The sequence below is a fragment of the Streptococcus sp. Marseille-P7375 genome, from assembly GCF_902460365.1.
Taxonomy (GTDB): domain Bacteria; phylum Bacillota; class Bacilli; order Lactobacillales; family Streptococcaceae; genus Streptococcus; species Streptococcus cristatus_I.
The window spans coordinates 278104-296149 of the sequence record NZ_CABPTR010000001.1; the positions used below are offsets into that span (position 1 = coordinate 278104).

The window sequence follows — 18046 nt, forward strand, 5'->3', positions numbered from 1 at the left end:
GAATTTTCTAACAGACACGGAGTTTATCGTTACCAGACTTAAACGATGCGACAAACTAGATAAAGGAGTTAATCATGAAGGTAGTAAACTTGTATGATTTGAAACAAATGGGAAATAAAGGTGGTTGTACCATCCAATTGATTCATCACTTTCCTTTTGGTATGGGCTTAGGACATCTCAAAAAAGACTACATTGAATTTAAACGTGTTGGTATCTTTGATGGAAAAGCAGTAGAAGTTACTCTTCGAGAACCTTATTCGAGAGATCTACTGCAGGTTGTCAAGTCGATTAAGCAACGTCAGAAATTGATAGCTTATCGTTATAAAGAAGGAAAGCTGCTATTTGTGAAGAAGGAGGCCTCAGATGTCCTCTGAACAACAGGAACGAATGGCAGTTCAATATGCAGAGCGTAGTCTTTTATTTACTGTAAGAAGTCTCTTAAAGATTCTAGAATGGTCTAGACGTCAGGCTTTAGCACAGGATTCCGCCTATAAGATAGGGGTGCAGAAATTAGAAGAATTGCTACAATCTCCTTATTCGATTGACACGATTAATCTGAAAAAAGATTTTTTAGACAAACCAATTGATATAGAGAAATTTAAAGCTTTTTTAGAAAAAGAAGAGATTCCTTTAGCCATCGCTTGGCAAGGGGATTCTCTACATTTCTATACGAAAGACCGTTCGATTCTAGACAATCATTTAGACCATCTGCTAGAAAAAATGGTTAATGATCCGGAGAAATTAGCTGATTTTACTATGGATAAGTCATTAGACGATGCAATTGATGAGGCGAAATCCCAAATTACCTTTAGACAAGAAGGGGCCGTCAAACAGAAAGAGATGGTGAGATGATGTACAGTGGAAAGAAATTCCTACTATTCTCACTGTTAGGCATCTTACTAGGCTATCTTTTTCATCGTTTGACGCTTTTGTATGATTCCTATACTGGAAATAGCTTAAATAAATGGACTCATCTTCTGATGGAGGGTCAAGATGAAGTTCTTCAGTCGCCATGGAATATTTCTTTTACTGGAAAATCAAGTGCTTTTTTTCTACTAGGCTTTGTGATGATGCTGCTGGTTTATCTCTATTTAGAGACTGGAAAAAAACAATACCGAGAAGGGGTAGAATACGGGAGCGCCCGTTTTGGAACTCTAAAAGAAAAGAAGCTCTTTTACGGTAAGGAATTTTCTCATGATACGATCTTAGCACAAGATGTTCGTCTGACATTATTAGATAAAAAACCAGCCCAATATGATAGGAATAAGAATATTGCGGTGATTGGAGGTTCAGGAAGTGGGAAGACATTTCGCTTTGTGAAACCCAATCTTATTCAGATGAATAGTTCTAATATTGTAGTTGATCCAAAAGATCACTTGGCCGAAAAAACAGGCAAACTCTTTTTAGAACATGGCTACCAAGTAAAGGTGTTAGATTTAGTCAATATGAAGAACTCAGATGGCTTCAATCCTTTTCGCTATATAGAGACAGAAAATGATTTGAATCGCATGCTGACGGTTTATTTCAATAACACCAAAGGCTCTGGCTCCCGTAGTGATCCATTTTGGGATGAAGCTTCTATGACTTTGGTACGAGCTTTAGCCTCTTACTTGGTCGATTTCTATAACCCACCTAAAACAAGAGAACAGCTCATAGAAGAAAGTCGTTTAAGTCAAAAGGAATACCAAAACTTGTTGAAACGTCAAAAAAAAGAAGTGGAAGAGCGAAAAAAACGAGGGCGTTATCCAAGTTTTGCTGAAATCTCAAAACTCATTAAACACTTATCCAAGGGTGAAAACCAAGAAAAAAGTGTCTTAGAAATTCTATTTGAAAATTATGCTAAAAAGTATGGAACTGAAAATTTTACCATGCGAAATTGGGCAGATTTTCAAAATTATAAGGATAAGACTCTGGATTCTGTTATAGCTGTAACCACTGCTAAATTTGCCCTCTTCAATATTCAAAGTGTCATGGATTTGACCAAAAGAGATACCCTTGATATGAAGACATGGGGCAAGGAAAAATCAATGGTTTACTTAGTTATCCCAGATAACGATAGTACCTTTCGCTTTCTTTCAGCCCTCTTTTTTTCAACAGTATTTCAAACTCTAACAAGACAAGCAGATATTGATTTTAAGGGGCAATTACCTCTTCATGTGAGAGTCTACTTAGATGAATTCGCAAATATCGGAGAAATCCCAGATTTTGCTGAACAAACCTCAACAGTCCGTTCTCGGAATATGAGTCTCGTTCCTATTCTGCAAAATATTGCTCAACTTCAAGGACTCTATAAAGAAAAAGAAGCTTGGAAAACTATTCTTGGGAACTGTGATAGCTTAGTCTACTTAGGTGGTAATGATGAAGATACTTTTAAATTTATGAGTGGGTTACTCGGTAAACAAACCATTGATGTTCGAAATACTAGTCGTTCCTTTGGCCAAACAGGTTCAGGATCCCTTTCTCATCAAAAGATTGCTCGTGATTTAATGACACCTGATGAAGTCGGAAATATGAAACGGCATGAATGCTTAGTTCGAATTGCCAATATGCCTGTCTTTAAAAGCAAAAAGTACAATTCAACTAAGCATCCAAACTGGAAGTACCTTGCCAATCAAGAAAACGATGAACGGTGGTGGAACTATCAGATCAATCCTTTGAATCAAAGTCAGGAAAATCATCTTGAAGGCCTTAGAATTCGTGATTTAACTTTTGAATCTAGTTTAAAATAAAAATAGAAAAGAGGAAATAGATGATTACGCATTTTAAAGGTTTTGTTTATGGAGTAGACGCAAGTGCTATGTTTGCACAAGCTATGTCTTTGTTACAGAAGGGATTGATTGCGGTTGGTGCCTTTCTCGTTGTTGTTGGGATTGTCAATCTTGCAACCAACATTAAAGACGGTGGACCAGGTGTTCGGAATGCCATTCTTGAAATTGTCGGTGGTGTTATGGTCGGGGCTGCTGGAGCCTTTGTAACCCAGATTTCAATTTAGGAGGATAAACAATGACATGAATCTTAGTTTAGTCTCACCCTTTGTTTACCTTGCATCTGAAAAAATATCAGCTGAAAATTTATTTGAAGGATTTAATGTGGATTTACAATCTACGGTAGATCTGATTAAATCACTATCTAGCTACAATCCAACAGTTTGGACTTATATGTCTAGTATTACTAAAAGTGTCATGCAGCCCCTTGGAGTTGCGATTTTATCAGTTGTTCTCATCTTAGAATTTTCGAAGATGGCAAAGAAAATTGCTAACTCAGGAGGAGCGATGACCTTTGAAGCATTAGCACCGATGTTGATTAGTTATATTATGGTCGCAGTTGTAATTACCAACACTACCGTTATTGTAGAAGCTATCATCGGGATTGCGAGTCACGCCATTGAACAAGTGGCTTCCATTGTGGCTCACGGTGGGTCAAAGTATGATACCATCTCTGGATTAAAAGGGTCAGGATTTATTGGCCGGATGATTGTGGGCTTTTTCGCCCTCCTCATTTGGCTTGTTCGGATAGTAAGTGCAGCCATGGTTAATCTTTTGGTATCTATTCGATTTATTCAACTCTACCTTATGATCCCATTTGCCCCTCTTACGATTCCAACATTTTTAAGTGATGAATGGAAGTCTATTGGTATAGGCTATTTAAAAAATATTATGGTCTATGCGGTACAAGGGGTTCTTATTTTTCTGATTGTTTCTCTTGTTCCTTTGTTTGAATCTGCTGGTAAAATAGCTGTTTCAAATGGTGCAGGAGTCCTGCAATCACTTGCGATTATGTTTGGTAGTTTGGTACAAGCTATCTTACTGATTATTGCCCTCGTTGGTTCTCAACGTACGGCTCGCTCAATCTTAGGTATGTAATTAGATAAAGGCTAGGAAGTGGTTGCTTCTTAGCCTTTTTAGAAAGGAAAGTCATGAATACACGTGTCTTTAAAGACATCTCAAAATACCAACACAGGGCTTGGTTAGGTTTCACCACAAGACAAATCATCTTTGTTATACCAGCCTTTATTGTCACAATTATTGTTTTGGGCTTGAATCTCTTTTTCTGGCAATTTGGAGATTGGTTTGTTTACGGTTTTGTGTTTGCTTTTACCATCCCCCTCTTGCTTTTTGGAGTCTATAAACCCAATGATTTATATTTTGAACATTATTTGAAATACCGTCTTCATTTTGAACTAACGGTTCCCCTACGCACAATTACAGGAAAGAAAGGACTTGAACATGAAAAGAAAATTAAATACATTAAAGAAACAAAAAACTTCAACGACTAATAAAAAGGAAGAAGTTAAAGATAAAAAAGAGGAAGTGTTACCATCAACGGCTAATACTCTTTCCTATCAAGCCTTGTATCAAAATGGTCTGATGCAGGTAAAAGAAGAATATTTTTCACAAAGCTATTTACTTGGTGATGTCAATTACCAGACCGTTGGTTTAGAAGATAAGAGCGCAATCATTGAGAAGTATTCTGATTTGATTAACTCTTTAGATGACCAAACCAACTTCCAATTGACCATTTTTAATAAAAGATTGAATTTAGAAAAATTCAGACACAGTGTTTTGTATGAGGAAAAAGAAGATGGGTACGATAGCTATCGTAAAGAATTGAATCGGATGATGAATCAAAATTTAGATAGTGGTGAAAATAACTTTTCGGCTGTGAAACTGATTAGTTTTGGTAGAAAGGATTCTAATCCCAAACAAGCCTATCGTTCCTTGTCTCAAATAGGCGAATATTTCAAGAGTGGTTTCTCAGAAATTGATGCTCGATTTGGATCCTTGACTGGAGAAGAACGGGTGAACTTGTTGGCAGATATGCTTAGAGGAGAACACCATCTTCCTTTTTCTTATCGTGATTTAACGAGATCTGGCCAGACAACTCGTCACTTCATAGCACCTAATCTCTTGGATTTTAAAAACAAGAATTACCTACAAATCAATGACCGCTTATTACAGATTGTCTATGTGAGAGACTACGGTATGGAATTAGGGGATCAGTTTATCCGAGACCTCATGCAAGGAGATCTGGAATTGATTGTAAGCCTTCATGCTCAAAGTTCGACCAAGGCAGATGCCATGAAGAAACTACGAACAAAGAAAACCTTAATGGAATCCCAAAAGATTGGGGAACAACAAAAACTAGCTCGTACAGGTATCTATTTGGAAAAAGTAGGTCATGTATTAGAAAGCAATATCGATGAAGCTGAGGAACTCTTAAAAACCATGACCGAGACAGGAGATAAACTATTTCAAACGGTCTTCTTGATTGGGGTCTTTGGTCAGGATGAAGAAGAACTCAAACAAGCCCTAGACACTATCCAACAAGTGGCCGGCTCAAATGACCTAATGATTGATAAACTTCCATATATGCAAGAAGCAGCCTTTAATAGCTTGCTGCCATTTGGTTGTGATTTTTTAGAGGGAGTATCACGTAGTTTATTAACATCTAATGTAGCAGTTAATTCTCCTTGGACTTCAGTAGACTTACAAGACCGTAGTGGGAAATATTACGGTATCAATCAAATATCAAGTAATATTATTACCATTGATCGCAGCCTATTAAATACACCGTCTGGTCTGATTTTAGGAACATCTGGAGCTGGGAAAGGGATGGCAACCAAGCATGAGATTATCACGACCAAAATCAAGGAATCTGGTGAAAATACAGAAATTATCATCGTGGATCCAGAAGCAGAATACAGTGTCATTGGACGGGCTTTTGGTGGAGAAATGATTGATATTGCGCCTGACTCCCAGACTTATCTTAATGTACTTGACCTGTCTGAGGAAAATATGGATGAAGATCCTGTAAAGGTGAAATCAGAATTTCTTTTATCCTTTATCGGCAAGCTACTGGATAGAAAAATGGATGGAAGAGAAAAATCGATTATCGACAGAGTTACCAGACTCACCTATCAGTCATTTAAAGAGCCTTCTTTGGAAGAATGGGTCTTTGTCTTGAGCCAACAACCAGAAGAAGAAGCGCAGAATTTAGCACTTGATATGGAACTGTATGTCGAAGGTTCTCTTGATATTTTTTCTCATAAGACCAATATTCAGACAGGATCTAATTTCTTGATTTATAATGTTAAAAAGTTAGGAGATGAGCTGAAACAAATCGCCCTTATGGTAGTGTTTGATCAGATATGGAATCGTGTTGTTCGGAACCAAAAATTAGGGAAGAAGACCTGGATTTATTTTGATGAAATGCAGCTTCTCTTATTAGATAAATATGCCAGTGATTTCTTCTTTAAATTGTGGAGTCGTGTCAGAAAATATGGAGCCAGTCCGACTGGAATAACTCAAAATGTAGAAACCTTATTGTTAGATCCAAATGGTAGACGGATTATTGCCAATAGTGAATTTATGATTCTCCTCAAGCAAGCGAAAAATGACCGGGAAGAGCTGGTTCAACTCTTAGGCTTGTCAAAAGAACTCGAAAAATACCTTGTCAATCCAGAAAAAGGGGCAGGACTGATAAAAGCTGGTTCAGTTGTCGTACCCTTTAAAAATAAGATTCCTCAAGGTACTCAATTGTTTGATATCATGAGCACGGATCCTGATAAAATGGCTTCTAACTAAGGGGAAGGTAAATGAAGGATAAAAGAGAAATCATACGTGCCCGAAAGGCATTTAGAAGAAGTCTAAAAGATGAGAAGAAATTCTTGAAACAAGGAAAGAAGGAGGTGAGGAGACAGAAAAAAGATTCCTCTGTACTGGATGAAAAAGCATGGAAAAAAGAGATAAAGCAAAAGCTAGAGGAGATGAGAGAAGCTTCAAAGGCTAGAGTAAAACAAGCAAATGAAGACTACAATCATATTCTTCAAAATAGTCCTCCATCTCTGTTGAATCGAAAAGAATTAAGAGACAGACGATTGCCTCATGCTAGGAAACGATTGAAAATAGCCAAGGAGCAATTTAGAGAAGCCAAGGTACAAGCAAAAGAAGAAAGAAAAGAGAGTCGTAAAGAAAGAAAAACCAATCAAAAATTTCTTTATGGTCAGGAATCGAAACAAAAATCTAATTTTTTCTTTCAAGGGAAGAGTTTAGAAGAATTAAAAGCCAAGAAAGAAGTCAAGGTCGCAAAAGAGAATCTAAAATCTACTAAACAAGCTTATAAGTCCAAAAAAGTCAGTAGGAAAGCTAAAACGTTCCTTTATGTCCTTGGACGTGAAGGGGGAGAGTTAGCTTCAGAAAATGAAGATTTAGAAGGCTATCGCACGCTTCAAGAGACTATCAGAAAAGGAAAACGCTACAGTCGGCTTTCTTATAACATTGGGAAAGCTAGTGTCAAAACAGGACAAGCAACAGGTCGTTTTACCAAAAAAAGACTGACCAACACAAAAGAGCGATATCATCATTTTAAGGCCGGAAAAGGATGGAAACTAGCGAAAGATAACCCAAGTTCCTTTAAAAATCGGTTTCGAAAATTAAAGAAACAAGGTCTTACAAGTGTCCGAAATATCTATCAAAATCTAAAAGCAGCCCTTTCCTTCTTTACATTTGCGGCTGGAAATCCTGTAACCTGGATAGTTGGAGGAATAGTCTTTCTTCTTTTACTTATGATGAGCTTCTTTTTAGGATTTTCATCTGCTAGTTTAATTCAACAAGATGAATTTCAATTAACAAAAGCTTATACCCACTTAACTTGGGAAGATGCAGAACATACTCGCACAAATGACAAAGGAATTACTTATTACACAAAAGTTGATGATGTGATGGGGTATATGAACTTTAAATTCCATGACTATGAGTTAAACAAACCAGTTCACTTATTTAGTTCAGAAACTTACAAGGATTATCTGTCTACTTTGTGGCATGATTTAAACGATGAGGATGATTTGAAATCCATGCAAGACCTCTATGAAACTCCTAAGTATAAACTATCGAAAGACGATCAAGAGGAAATAAAGGAACTAAAAGAAGAGGGTGTGTATGCTTCCATGCAGGAATTGGACAATCCATTTGAAGGGAAAAGTAACGAAGATAGTTTAACCATGACTTATCGTTATGGATACTATGATTTAGATGGGAAACCTACTCTTCAGGAGTACATTCTACTAGAAGCAAAGGCTCACCAAACGATTGTCGCACCAATGGATGGAGTTGTATCTCTAGATGGTGACAATGTTATTCTCACTAACGGAAAAGGAGAGAATGAGAGTCGATTAACCTTGTACTCTATTCATAATGGCCGTGCGATTGAGGGGACAAGAGTCCTAACGGGTGATATTATTGGTGAAACACCAGACGATACAGGTTTGAAAGTTTCCTATCAAAAGTTTAAGAACAAGAAAGAAGAATTGGTGTATGTCAATCCTCAATTTTATTTTCCCAAAGTCATTCAACTTCAGACTACTATCTTACCTGCCATTGGTCAGTTTGGTGGGGATGAGTTTGAACGAGCGAAACATATTTATGAGTTTTTGAAATCTCAAGGGGCAAGTCCCCAAGCCATTGCGGCAATTTTAGGAAATTGGTCGGTAGAATCTTCTATTAATCCTAAACGAGCTGAAGGGGATTATTTATCTCCTCCTGTTGGCGCTACCGATTCCTCATGGGATGATGAAAGCTGGTTGGCAATTGGAGGTCCAGACATTTATAGTGGTGCTTATCCTAATATTCTTCATAGAGGTTTGGGGTTAGGTCAATGGACGGATACCGCAGATGGGTCAACACGTCATACTGCCTTGTTAAATTATGCACGCACCCAAAATAAGAAATGGTATGATTTAGACCTACAACTTGATTTTATGCTTCATGGGGATAGCCCTTACTATCAAAGTTGGTTAAAGGATTTCTTTGGAAATACGGGCAGTGCAGCCAATCTCGCTCAACTCTTTCTGACCTATTGGGAGGGAAATTCTGGTGACAAACTACTGGAAAGACAAACCAGAGCAACAGAATGGTATTACCAAATTGAAAAAGGTTTCAGCCAAACAAATGGAGGACAGGCAAAGAGTGATCCGCAATCCCTTGAAGGGGTTCGTGGGGACTTATATGATCATTCTGTTCCTGGTGGTGGAGATGGTATGGCCTATGCCTATGGACAATGTACATGGGGTGTTGCGGCTCGTATGAATCAATTAGGCTTGAAATTAAAAGGAAGCAATGGAGAGAAGATTCCAATCATTAATACCATGGGAAATGGTCAGGACTGGGTTGCGACAGCTTCAAGTCTTGGTGGGGAAACTGGCTCTACACCAAGAGCAGGTGCTATTGTTTCTTTTGTGGGAGGTACACATGGCACACCAGCAGACTATGGTCATGTAGCTTTTGTAGAGAAGGTCTATGATGATGGTTCTTTCCTCGTGTCTGAGACAAACTATGGTGGCAACCCTAACTATACCTTTAGAAAAATCTCGCAAGCAGATAGTGCCATCAGTTTTGCTTATACGGTGAAATAAAAGAATCATGTCATCAGTTTAGGTGACATGATTCTTATTTTTTATAGAGTGACATATTTAATGCCATAGGCTGATAACTTACTTGATGATCGTCTTTAATCAATTGACTGTAAGCAACAAATCCGAACTGTTCATAAAATTGAATGACTTTAGGATGATTGATACTATCTAAAAATACCATCTGAGTTCCTACAATTGCTCGAAATTCTTCAATTTTTTGAATTACAATTTCAAATAACTCTTGTCCTGATAGTTTATTTAGCTTTGTGTTTTTGCCGAATTGACCGATAAGTAACACAGGGAGGTAATCAATATTTTTGGGACTTTTCCCTTTTAGGACGAGTTTCTTTTTTAAGGATTTCTCTAAATCAGAAATATCAACAACTTTGAGAGATAAACTAAAGAATCCTATGATGTTATTTGTTTCAGTTTCTTCAACGATAAAATTACGAGAACGATGTTGTTTTTCAAAATTGGGAGCTTTATCAGATAGATAAGTCAACATCTCTTCATTACCGTTGAAATCAACATTTTCTAAAATGATAGTTTTAAATAGCTCCTGAACTTGTTTCTCAGTTTTATCAGGAGCCAGCACTTGAATATTTTCAAGATATTGCTTAAGTGGTGTCACTTGAATTGTCATCTTACAGATACTTTGAAATGAGTTTATTTTTCGTTGGAGCGGTAGCGTCCTGTGATTCAATAGATTTCAAGACTGCTTGTAGCTTTTTAGATGGTTTATGATTAAGAATTTTTAGAGCATCTTCGTTTGTTAGTTTTATATCACGTGTTAAACTGATTGTAGCCATTTGTTCTACCTCCTGTTTCTACTTAAATTCATTATAGCTTATTTTGAACAAAAGTTCAATCTGAAGATAGTGTATGTTTTCTATAGTGTATAAATCCAAAATAAGTTTTTCTCTTGCATTTGTAGCTCATATTCGTTAGAATAATGGTGTAGATGAGTGGTTGGCTCATGGTCAATCTGATAGTAATCTTGGACATAAGGGCCAAGCGGTGGCGGACACCAGAACGAAATCCGATAGCAATCTTGGACGTAAGGGCCAAGCGGTGGCAGACACCAGAATAAACCGATTGACTAGGTGACTTACAGATTCTGTAAGTCATCTTTTTACTTTGATAATAATGTTTTATCATTTTCAGGAGAACGTAGTTTTGGCTCGTTCTCTTTTTTGTTGTGATACTTCTTTCAAGGAATATTTGGTAGGATTGGAGTGAAAAAAGATTAACTAGGAAAGAAGGAAGTATATGGAAGCCATTTATCAACGTGATTCGGATCAAGATGGATTAACTGATGCTCAAGAATTGGCGCTAGGAACCAATCCTCTTAGCGCAGATTCTGATGGTGATGATCGTTCAGATTTAGTGGAAGTAGAAGAAGGAAGCGATCCCTTAGAAAAGGATTTACAAGACATAGACCAAACAAGTATAACTGAACCGTCTTCAGTATTTATGGAAATGAAACAAAAGATTTCAGATATGATGGAGAGTCACTACAAGGAATTTATACAGGCTCTGATTAGTATTGAAACAGGGATTGAAAACCAACAAGATCTAGAAGACTTATATACTTACTACATGAGAACAGATGCCGTTCCTCTTTTGTCTAGTGATTTAGAAACCAGTCCTCAAGAGGTTGAAATGGAGATGGAGTTGTAGGGGAATCATGTGATTCTCCTATTTTCGTATAGATGAAAGGAGAGAGTATGGAAGTAATGCAATTATTGGCTATGTTTCGTGGAACAATTCCAAAAGATAGAGAGAAAATGGACCTATTTCTTCGTTATCAAGCGCAACATTTTGATGAGAAATGGCAGGACTTGGTAGAGAGTTTTTTGACTGAAGAGGGCAAGCTAGATGAGATTCCTCATGTGTATTCGTTTCATCAAGATATTGTTTCTTTCTTAGATGCTAGTTCTGAAAATAATGACCAAGATTTAGAAAGTTACACAAGAAATTTTGGAAAAGCAGGTCTAAGTAAATTATCTCAATTAAGTAATTTTGAGAAAAACTTGGTGCTAGAAGTCGCAACATATAACCTTTCCACTCGATTTTACATCCAATCTGAAAAAGAGAAGTTAGAACCATTAAGTGAACTTGTATGTCATCAGAATCAGGATGTCAATTTAGTCAATGTCTATCGGGTTGCGAATAATCTATCTGACCGCATTAGTAGAGATATAGAGGAGTTTCTTCTAATGGTTGATTCCAAAGAACTAAAAAAAGAGGTTATTGAGATTCATTTTGAAGAAAAAGAGGGAGATGTTCTAGCCTATTTGGGTTCAGAATTGATGGCTACTTTAGATACTGTTACGGATCTTGTCCATCATGAAGAAAACTACAAACAACTCCCACTGACACAAAAGCTGAAGATTATTACTCATTTTGATGAAGTAAAGGCCATAAGAGAAAAGTCTAAGCAAGTAGAGGAATCTTTATCTCCTTCAAGTGATATTGAACAGGAAATGGAAGAAACTAACTCTTTTTCTAATGTCGATAAAATTGTAGAAGAAGGTTTGAGGGAATATCCAATCGGTTCTCAAGTAAGTTATAAAGGACAAGTATTTCAGTTGGTTTCGATTGAAAATGCACAGTTAAATGACTTAGTTCGCCTAGAGCTATTCAATGATTCTAACCAGTTATTTGAAGAGAATCCTATTTTATACTTGAACAGTTTGGAAGAGATTGAACAAGTATTGTCTCTTGTAGAACTTGAAAAAAAAGATTCAGAGATTGAGATTGATTCATCAAGTGAAAGTCAGGAAATAGATTTGTTTTCCTATCTGGATGAAGAAAATGGAAAGGAAAAAGATAAGGATAAGGAAACAGAAACGCTTATTGTAGGTATAGAAGAGACGGATGTCCCTGTTCAAGATTTTGATTTTCCAGATGATTTAGAGGACTTTTATCCTAAGACAAATCGAGAAAAAATTGAAACGAATATCGCCGCAATTGATCTTGTTAAAAGATTAGAAAAAGAGGGACGACAAGCGAATCTAGAAGAACAAGAACTACTAGCCAAGTATGTCGGCTGGGGTGGTCTTGCCAATGAATTTTTTGATGAACTCAATCCAAAGTATGAAACAGAACGTTTAACTCTTAAGAGCTTAGTAAGTAAATCAGAATACTCCACCATGAAACAAAGTTCTCTCACAGCCTATTATACAGACCCAATGATTATTCGCCAGATTTGGCAAAAGTTACTGGATGATGGTTTTGAGGGAGGAAGGATATTAGATCCATCTATGGGGACTGGGAACTTCTTTGCGGCTATGCCTAGAAGTATACGAGATAAATCAGAACTCTATGGGGTTGAATTAGACAGTGTGACAGGCGCAATCGCTAGGCAACTTCATCCAAATGTCCACATTGAAGTGCGAGGATTTGAAGAGGTTCCCTATCAAAATAATAGTTTTGATTTAGTCTTAACGAATGTTCCTTTTGGAAATTTTCGCATTGCAGATAAAAACTATGATAAACCTTATATGATACATGATTACTTTGTCAAACACTCACTAGATTTAGTAAGAGATGGAGGGCAAGTTTCGATTATATCATCTATTGGAACAATGGATAAGCGGACAGATAATGTCTTACAAGAGATTAAATCCAACACTCATTTTTTAGGGGGAGTTCGGTTGCCGGATACGGCTTTTAAAAGCATTGCAGGTACTCGAGTGACTACAGATCTTCTCTTCTTTCAAAAGGATCAAGCAAAGAATCTTAATGAGGAAGAACTTGTTTTTAGTGGTTCTATTCCCTTTGAGGAGGATAAGCGTGTTTGGATCAATCCTTATTTTGATGGGAAATACAATACACAAGTTTTAGGTGAATATGAGGTACGTAATTTTAATGGAGGAACTCTCAATGTTAAGGGGGTATCAGAAACATTAGCTACTGACATAATGAAAGCATTAGAGAATGTGGAAGCACCTAAACAAATTGACAATTCTTTGAAAGCACCTGTTTTTATCCAAGAAGAAGTGGATAATTCTATCCCAAGTCGTATACGTGAGAACTTAGCGCTCTATTCTTTTGGATATGAGGGGGATCAAATTTATTATCGAGATACGCATGGCATTCGGAAAAGTTCAAAAGTAGACGAAATTAGTTATTATGTAGACGAGAAGGGAGAGTTTAAAGCTTGGGACAGTTCTTTGTCTGAACATAAAATAGACCGATTTGTGAAACTTCATTTGACAGATGAGGAAGCACTAGATGTTTACAAGTCAGAAGAAGCGAGTAAAAGAGGGAAATATAAGGGACTGTTCAAAAAAACTGTCTTTTATGAAAGTCCTTTATCGGATAAGGATATTAGTCGCATTAAGGGCATGGTTGATTTGAGAGAGACCTATCAATCCTTAATTGAAATTCAACGTCATCCAGATTATAGTCGGACAGATTTTCAGGTATTACTTAGTAAACTCAATCGTGGTTATGACCGCTTTGTAAGTCAATTTGGATACTTGAATGCCTCAGTCAATCGGAACTTATTTGATAGTGACGATAAGTATTCCTTACTAGCAAGTTTAGAAGATGAATACATTGATTCTAAAAGTCAGAAAGTAAAATATAAAAAATCTTTAGCTTTTGAGAAAGCATTGGTTAGGCCGGAGAGGGTGATTACAAGAGTTTCAACAGCTCTAGATGCCTTAAACTCCAGTTTATCGGATGGTAGAGGGGTTGATTTAGACTATATGGTATCAATTTATCCCGAACATAGCCAAGCTGCTATTTTAGATGAGTTAGGTGACCAGATTTTAATGGATCCAGAAAGCTATTTAAGAGGGGAAAGAAAATATCTTTCTAAGAACCAGTTTTTGTCAGGAGATATTCTCAACAAGATAGAAGTAGTTCAACTGTTAGTAGAGGAAAACAACCAAGAATGTGATTGGTCTCATGCTTTAGATTTGTTAGAATCTGTTCGCCCTCCACGGATTCATCTAGCAGATATTGAGTTCAAAATAGGGTCACGTTGGATTCCTCAATCCGTTTATGGTAAATTTGCCTTTGAATGTTTTACCAATCGTGAATTTGAATTGTCTTCGCCAGATGTTGAACAAGTCATTGAAGTGAATCCTGTCGATGGGCAGGTTCATTTAAGGACATCATTTGCTTATCGCTATCCAAGTGCCAAAGATAGTAGTCTTGGAGTCAGTGGCTCACGTTATGATACAGGAAGAAAGATTTTTGAGAATTTACTAAATTCAAACCAACCGACGATTACTATGACTGTTACGGAAGGAGAAAAGAAAAAGACCATCACAGATTTGGAAAAAACCTCTGTTCTAAGAGCAAAAGAGCAGCATTTACAAGAGCTATTTCAAGAATTTGTCTCACGGTATCCAGAAGTCCAACAAGTCATTGAGGAAAGCTATAATCGCCTTTATAATCGAACGGTTAGTCGAGAGTATGACGGTAGCCATCTAGTCATTGATGGCTTGGCACAAAACATCAGTCTTCGTCCTCACCAAGAGAATGCTATTCAAAGAATCGTAGAAGAAAAAAGAGCCTTATTAGCTCATGAGGTAGGTTCAGGAAAGACCTTGACCATGCTTGGGGCTGGGTTTAAATTAAAGGAGTTGGGGATGGTTCATAAGCCCTTGTATGTAGTGCCCTCTAGTTTGTCTGCTCAGTTTGGCCAAGAAATCATGAAATTTTTCCCTACTAAAAAGGTCTTTGTGACCACTAAGAAAGATTTTGTGAAGGCGAGAAGAAAACAATTTGTTTCTCGTATTATTACAGGAGATTACGATGCCATTGTCATTGGGGATTCTCAATTTGAAAAAATCCCTGTCAGTAAGGAAAGACAGATGAATTATATCGAGGATAAACTCAATGAACTACGAGAGATTAAAACACATTCTGAAAATAAGTACACCGTTAAAGAAGCAGAGCAATCAATAAGTGGTCTAGAGAAACAATTGGAAGAACTCCAACGCTTTAATCGTGATAGTTTTATTGATTTTGAGAACTTAGGAATTGATTTTCTCTTTGTGGATGAAGCACATCACTTTAAAAATATTCGTCCGATTACTGGACTTGGAAATGTAGCAGGGATTACCAATACAACGTCTAAGAAGAATGTGGATATGGAAATGAAGGTTCGACAGATTCAGGAAGAACATGATTTTAAAAATATTGTCTTTGCGACAGGAACACCTGTTTCCAATTCTATTAGTGAGTTATATACTATGATGAACTATATTCAACCAGATATCTTAAAACGCTATCAAGTTGATTATTTTGACTCTTGGGTAGGTGCTTTTGGAGAAATTCAAAACTCTATGGAATTAGCTCCTACAGGGGATAAGTACCAACCTAAGAAGCGATTTAAAAAATTTGTTAATCTTCCTGAGTTGATGAAAATCTATAAAGAAACAGCCGACATTCAAACACAAGATATGTTGGATTTACCTGTTCCAGAAGCCCATATTATCCCTATAGAGAGTGAGTTAACTGAGAACCAAAAACTCTATCTAGAAGAATTGGTTATGCGTTCAGATGCGGTTAAATGTGGAACAGTTGATCCGAGTCAGGATAACATGTTAAAAATTACGGGTGAGGCACGAAAACTAGCAATTGATATGCGTTTATTGGACTGTAGTTATAGTCTAGCAGACAATCATAAACTGCTTCAGGTAGTGGATAATGTTGAAAGAATTTATCGTGAAGGAATGGAAAATAAGGCTACTCAGATGATCTTTTCAGATATTGGCACACCTAAGAAAAAGGACAATGGCTTTGATGTTTATTCTGAGATTAAGGCTTTATTAGTTGATAGAGGAATCCCTAGTAAGGAGATTGCCTTTGTACATGATGCCAATAGTGATGAAAAGAAGAATAGCTTATCTCGAAAGGTCAATGCAGGAGAGGTGCGGATTCTCCTTGCCTCAACCGAAAAAGGAGGAACAGGTTTAAATGTTCAGAGCAAGATGAAAGCAGTTCATCATCTGGATGTCCCTTGGAGACCAAGTGACATTCAGCAACGCAATGGACGGATTATCCGACAAGGAAATGAAAATAAGGAAGTGGATATTTACCACTACATTACTAAAGGTTCGTTTGATAATTATCTTTGGGCAACTCAGGAGAACAAACTCCGTTACATTAAGCAGATTATGACTTCTAAGGAGCCGATTCGTGCTGCAGAAGACATTGATGAACAGACCATGACAGCTTCTGATTTTAAGGCACTAGCAACAGGTAATCCTTATCTCAAATATAAGATGGAACTAGAGAATGATTTAACCCTATTAGAAAATCAAAGACGCGCCTTTCAACGCAGCAAGGATCACTATCGTCATACAATCTCCTACTGTGAAGAAAATATACCCATTCTAGAGAAACGATTAAGCAAGTATGAAGGCGATATTCAACAGTCTGAAATATCGAAAGACCAGGCATTTTCTATGACGGTAGGTAAGCAAGCTTTTGATCAACGAGCTGAAGCAGGGGAATCCCTACACCGTCTTATCCGTCATAATCAAGCTGACAGCAAAGAATTCCGAACCCTAGCAAGCTATCGAGGATTTGACATTAAAATGCTTAGTCTTCCAACAAATCAACCTCTTCCTGAAACCTTCTCTGTTAAGATTGTAGGAGAAAATCAGTATTCTGTCAGTTTAGATTTGTATTCTCCTTTGGGGACAATTCAAAGGCTTCAGCATACGATTGATCACATTAAAGAGGACCAAGTAAAAACACAGAACTTATTGGATGAATTAAAGGATAAATGGACTACTGCTAAAGTAGAAATTGAGAAAAATTTTCCAAAGGAAGAGGATTATCAAACTAAAAAGGCCGAATACGATGTACTCGCGCCATTGATTGAAACAGAAACGGATTTAGATATTATTGATCAGGCCTTAAGACAATTCCACGAAAAAGGAAAAGAAAAGCAAGAACAACTTTCTTTTGAATTAGATTAAAAAATATATAAAAATAGCGGACAAGAAAAGAAAAGCGCGGTAGAATAAAGATAGAAAGAAACGAGGTAACAATTATGATGGAAGATACCTATTATCAATTAGAAGAGGCCTTGGTACAGGGATTTCAAACATCTGAAGAATACCAAGCCTACAAGGAGTTAAAGGAACATTATGAGGAAGTGACAGGCGATTACAGCTTTTCTATACGAGAACTCACTAGCCAATTGGAAATCGCTCTTCAGAATCATCGAGGTGTGGACTTTGAAGAACATGAAAAAGAGGAGTATTTGGACTTAGTTCAAAAGCTAGAGGAATTTGATTCCTCTCTTGCCACCCATTACCGTCAGTTGATTGACTAGAAAGGAGAAAGTCATGAATGATTTACTCCTTATCCCAGTAATTTTTTTAGCAGTAGGAGGAATTCTCATTCTTTTATGGAGAATCTTCCTTATTGCCAGTGGACTTTTCCTGATTGGTTTTGTCAGTTTTCTTATTTTCGTGGAGGGCTATGGAATTTATTTGTTCTTTACTGAACCGACTCTTTATATGGAAGATTTATCCCAGAATGGTCTGAACAGTTTTACAGGATTTTATGCGGTATTTAATCTAGCCTTGCTTGTATGTGGTGTTTTGAAAATCATTAGTTGGACAAGAAGATTAAAAAGTAGCTGAGCAAGAGATTGTT

14 protein-coding genes are annotated in these 18046 nt (G+C 37.0%); 12 read left to right on the forward strand and 2 right to left on the reverse strand.

Features of this window, described 5'->3' with window-relative positions:
* Window positions 1-74: 74 nt before the first annotated feature.
* The 8 genes from FZ954_RS01495 to FZ954_RS01530 are packed head-to-tail and all read left to right on the forward strand — an operon-like array spanning window position 75 to window position 9409.
* On the forward strand, window positions 75-374 hold the full coding sequence (locus FZ954_RS01495) for a hypothetical protein (protein ID WP_000869753.1): 300 nt from the start codon (window positions 75-77) through the stop codon (window positions 372-374).
* Complete coding sequence (locus tag FZ954_RS01500; protein WP_000093687.1) at window positions 364-852, forward strand: hypothetical protein; 489 nt, start codon at window positions 364-366, stop codon at window positions 850-852. The genes FZ954_RS01495 and FZ954_RS01500 overlap by 11 nt, the downstream gene beginning before the upstream one ends.
* Window positions 852-2729, forward strand: coding sequence for a VirD4-like conjugal transfer protein, CD1115 family (locus FZ954_RS01505; protein WP_025170820.1), 1878 nt, complete (start codon window positions 852-854; stop codon window positions 2727-2729). Before FZ954_RS01500 ends, FZ954_RS01505 begins: the two co-directional genes overlap by 1 nt.
* Window positions 2730-2749: 20 nt before the next feature.
* Window positions 2750-2992 carry a hypothetical protein gene (locus FZ954_RS01510; RefSeq protein ID WP_000627865.1) on the forward strand — a complete coding sequence of 81 codons (243 nt, stop codon included), beginning with the start codon at window positions 2750-2752 and terminating at the stop codon, window positions 2990-2992.
* A 16-nt stretch (window positions 2993-3008) separates the two neighbouring features.
* Window positions 3009-3863, forward strand: coding sequence for a conjugal transfer protein TrbL (locus FZ954_RS01515; RefSeq protein ID WP_033585696.1), 855 nt, complete (start codon window positions 3009-3011; stop codon window positions 3861-3863).
* A gap of 53 nt (window positions 3864-3916) precedes the next feature.
* Entirely contained in the window at window positions 3917-4276 is a 360-nt protein-coding gene (locus tag FZ954_RS01520) for a PrgI family protein (RefSeq protein ID WP_001097584.1), read from the forward strand.
* Window positions 4227-6584, forward strand: a complete 2358-nt coding sequence (locus tag FZ954_RS01525; RefSeq protein WP_125328474.1) for a VirB4-like conjugal transfer ATPase, CD1110 family — start codon at window positions 4227-4229, stop codon at window positions 6582-6584. The genes FZ954_RS01520 and FZ954_RS01525 overlap by 50 nt, the downstream gene beginning before the upstream one ends.
* Window positions 6585-6595: 11 nt before the next feature.
* Window positions 6596-9409: a phage tail tip lysozyme gene (locus FZ954_RS01530; RefSeq protein WP_148876442.1), complete on the forward strand. Its 2814-nt coding sequence runs from the start codon at window positions 6596-6598 to the stop codon at window positions 9407-9409.
* Between the two features lie 34 nt (window positions 9410-9443).
* Here FZ954_RS01530 and FZ954_RS01535 read toward each other — a convergent pair whose 3' ends face one another.
* Both FZ954_RS01535 and FZ954_RS11695 read right to left on the reverse strand, forming a co-directional pair.
* Complete coding sequence (locus tag FZ954_RS01535; RefSeq protein ID WP_033680332.1) at window positions 9444-10052, reverse strand: hypothetical protein; 609 nt, start codon at window positions 10050-10052, stop codon at window positions 9444-9446.
* Between the two features lies 1 nt (window position 10053).
* A complete protein-coding gene (locus tag FZ954_RS11695; RefSeq protein WP_000201399.1) occupies window positions 10054-10218 on the reverse strand; it encodes a hypothetical protein in 165 nt (54 codons plus the stop codon).
* Window positions 10219-10678: 460 nt separating this feature from the next.
* On the opposite strand from FZ954_RS11695, the gene FZ954_RS01540 reads away from it, so the two are divergent.
* From FZ954_RS01540 to FZ954_RS01555, 4 genes are all read left to right on the forward strand, one after another.
* Window positions 10679-11089 carry a thrombospondin type 3 repeat-containing protein gene (locus tag FZ954_RS01540; protein WP_148876445.1) on the forward strand — a complete coding sequence of 137 codons (411 nt, stop codon included), beginning with the start codon at window positions 10679-10681 and terminating at the stop codon, window positions 11087-11089.
* Window positions 11090-11136: 47 nt separating this feature from the next.
* Entirely contained in the window at window positions 11137-17361 is a 6225-nt protein-coding gene (locus FZ954_RS01545; protein WP_187423308.1) for a DEAD/DEAH box helicase family protein, read from the forward strand.
* A 74-nt stretch (window positions 17362-17435) separates the two neighbouring features.
* The gene (locus tag FZ954_RS01550; protein ID WP_148876451.1) at window positions 17436-17720 is read left to right on the forward strand and encodes a DUF5962 family protein; all 285 of its coding nucleotides are present in this window, start codon (window positions 17436-17438) and stop codon (window positions 17718-17720) included.
* The gene (locus tag FZ954_RS01555) at window positions 17713-18033 is read left to right on the forward strand and encodes a DUF5966 family protein (protein ID WP_148876453.1); all 321 of its coding nucleotides are present in this window, start codon (window positions 17713-17715) and stop codon (window positions 18031-18033) included. Before FZ954_RS01550 ends, FZ954_RS01555 begins: the two co-directional genes overlap by 8 nt.
* Window positions 18034-18046: the final 13 nt, after the last annotated feature.

What these genes read in the sequence shown, in the direction of transcription:
- FZ954_RS01495 (WP_000869753.1), top strand. Translation starts at nt 75, where the DNA reads ATGAAGGTAGTAAACTTGTATGATTTGAAACAAATGGGAAATAAAGGT.
- FZ954_RS01500 (WP_000093687.1), top strand. Translation starts at nt 364, where the DNA reads ATGTCCTCTGAACAACAGGAACGAATGGCAGTTCAATATGCAGAGCGT.
- FZ954_RS01505 (WP_025170820.1), top strand. Translation starts at nt 852, where the DNA reads ATGTACAGTGGAAAGAAATTCCTACTATTCTCACTGTTAGGCATCTTA.
- FZ954_RS01510 (WP_000627865.1), top strand. Translation starts at nt 2,750, where the DNA reads ATGATTACGCATTTTAAAGGTTTTGTTTATGGAGTAGACGCAAGTGCT.
- FZ954_RS01515 (WP_033585696.1), top strand. Translation starts at nt 3,009, where the DNA reads ATGAATCTTAGTTTAGTCTCACCCTTTGTTTACCTTGCATCTGAAAAA.
- FZ954_RS01520 (WP_001097584.1), top strand. Translation starts at nt 3,917, where the DNA reads ATGAATACACGTGTCTTTAAAGACATCTCAAAATACCAACACAGGGCT.
- FZ954_RS01525 (WP_125328474.1), top strand. Translation starts at nt 4,227, where the DNA reads ATGAAAAGAAAATTAAATACATTAAAGAAACAAAAAACTTCAACGACT.
- FZ954_RS01530 (WP_148876442.1), top strand. Translation starts at nt 6,596, where the DNA reads ATGAAGGATAAAAGAGAAATCATACGTGCCCGAAAGGCATTTAGAAGA.
- FZ954_RS01535 (WP_033680332.1), bottom strand. Translation starts at nt 10,052, where the DNA reads ATGACAATTCAAGTGACACCACTTAAGCAATATCTTGAAAATATTCAA.
- FZ954_RS11695 (WP_000201399.1), bottom strand. Translation starts at nt 10,218, where the DNA reads ATGGCTACAATCAGTTTAACACGTGATATAAAACTAACAAACGAAGAT.
- FZ954_RS01540 (WP_148876445.1), top strand. Translation starts at nt 10,679, where the DNA reads ATGGAAGCCATTTATCAACGTGATTCGGATCAAGATGGATTAACTGAT.
- FZ954_RS01545 (WP_187423308.1), top strand. Translation starts at nt 11,137, where the DNA reads ATGGAAGTAATGCAATTATTGGCTATGTTTCGTGGAACAATTCCAAAA.
- FZ954_RS01550 (WP_148876451.1), top strand. Translation starts at nt 17,436, where the DNA reads ATGATGGAAGATACCTATTATCAATTAGAAGAGGCCTTGGTACAGGGA.